Source organism: Clavibacter lycopersici (genome assembly GCF_003576405.1).
Lineage (GTDB): Bacteria > Actinomycetota > Actinomycetes > Actinomycetales > Microbacteriaceae > Clavibacter > Clavibacter lycopersici.
On record NZ_QWGT01000450.1, the window covers coordinates 1 to 887 of the forward strand.

Below are 887 nucleotides of genomic sequence, written 5' to 3' on the forward strand. Positions count from 1 at the left end.
TGCGGGTCGCGTCGACGAGGCGCACCACGTAGTCGGCGACCGCGGGATCCACGTGCACGGTCCCCGCGCGCTCCTGCAGGTCCCGCACGGAGGCGGCCGTCGCGACGGGCGCGAGCGTCACGTCGTGCGCGCTCACGGACGCGCCCTGCAGGATCCGCAGCATCGACTCGTGGTCCGGGTACCCGATGGAGGTGCGCAGCAGGAACCGGTCGAGCTGCGCCTCGGGCAGCGCGTAGGTGCCCGCCTGCTCGATGGGGTTCTGGGTGGCGATGACCATGAACGGGTGCCCCACGTCGTACGGCGTGCCGTCGACCGTGACGCGGCCCTCCTCCATCACCTCGAGGAGCGCCGACTGGGTCTTCGGGCTGGCGCGGTTGATCTCGTCGGCCAGCACGATGCTCGCGAACACCGGCCCGCGGTGGAACTCGAAGTCGCTCGTGCGCTGGTCGTAGACGCTGACGCCCGTGATGTCGCCGGGCAGCACGTCGGGCGTGAACTGCACGCGGCTGTGCGTGCCGTCGACCGTCTGCGCCATGGCGCGCGCGAGCGAGGTCTTGCCTATGCCGGGCACGTCCTCGAGCAGGAGGTGGCCGCCCGTGACCATGGCCGTGAAGGCGAGCCGCACGACGTGCGACTTCCCGAGCAGCACCTGCTCCACGTTGCGCACGAGCCGCGCGAACTCGTCCTGGAAGGCGCGGGCCTCGTCGGCGGTCATCGTCATGGGGGCGTGCCTCTCGGGTGCGGCCGCGTCGTCCGGCGGGATGGCCGCGGGTTCGGCCGTCATCCGCGGTGGGCGTACGTGTACAGGGTGCCCGAGTTCGCGGTGACGCGCACCTCGAGGATCCGCTCGCCGCCCGCGGGGACCGCGCAGGATCCGGCCGCGCCCG

General features: G+C 72.7%; 1 protein-coding gene. It reads right to left on the reverse strand.

Annotation, left to right across the window (positions count from 1 at the left end; all coding sequences use genetic code 11):
- Positions 1-721 (reverse strand): AAA family ATPase (locus DZG00_RS15875; RefSeq protein WP_119455842.1); only part of this gene is annotated, 721 nt, incomplete at its 3' end.
- Positions 722-887 lie beyond the last annotated feature (166 nt).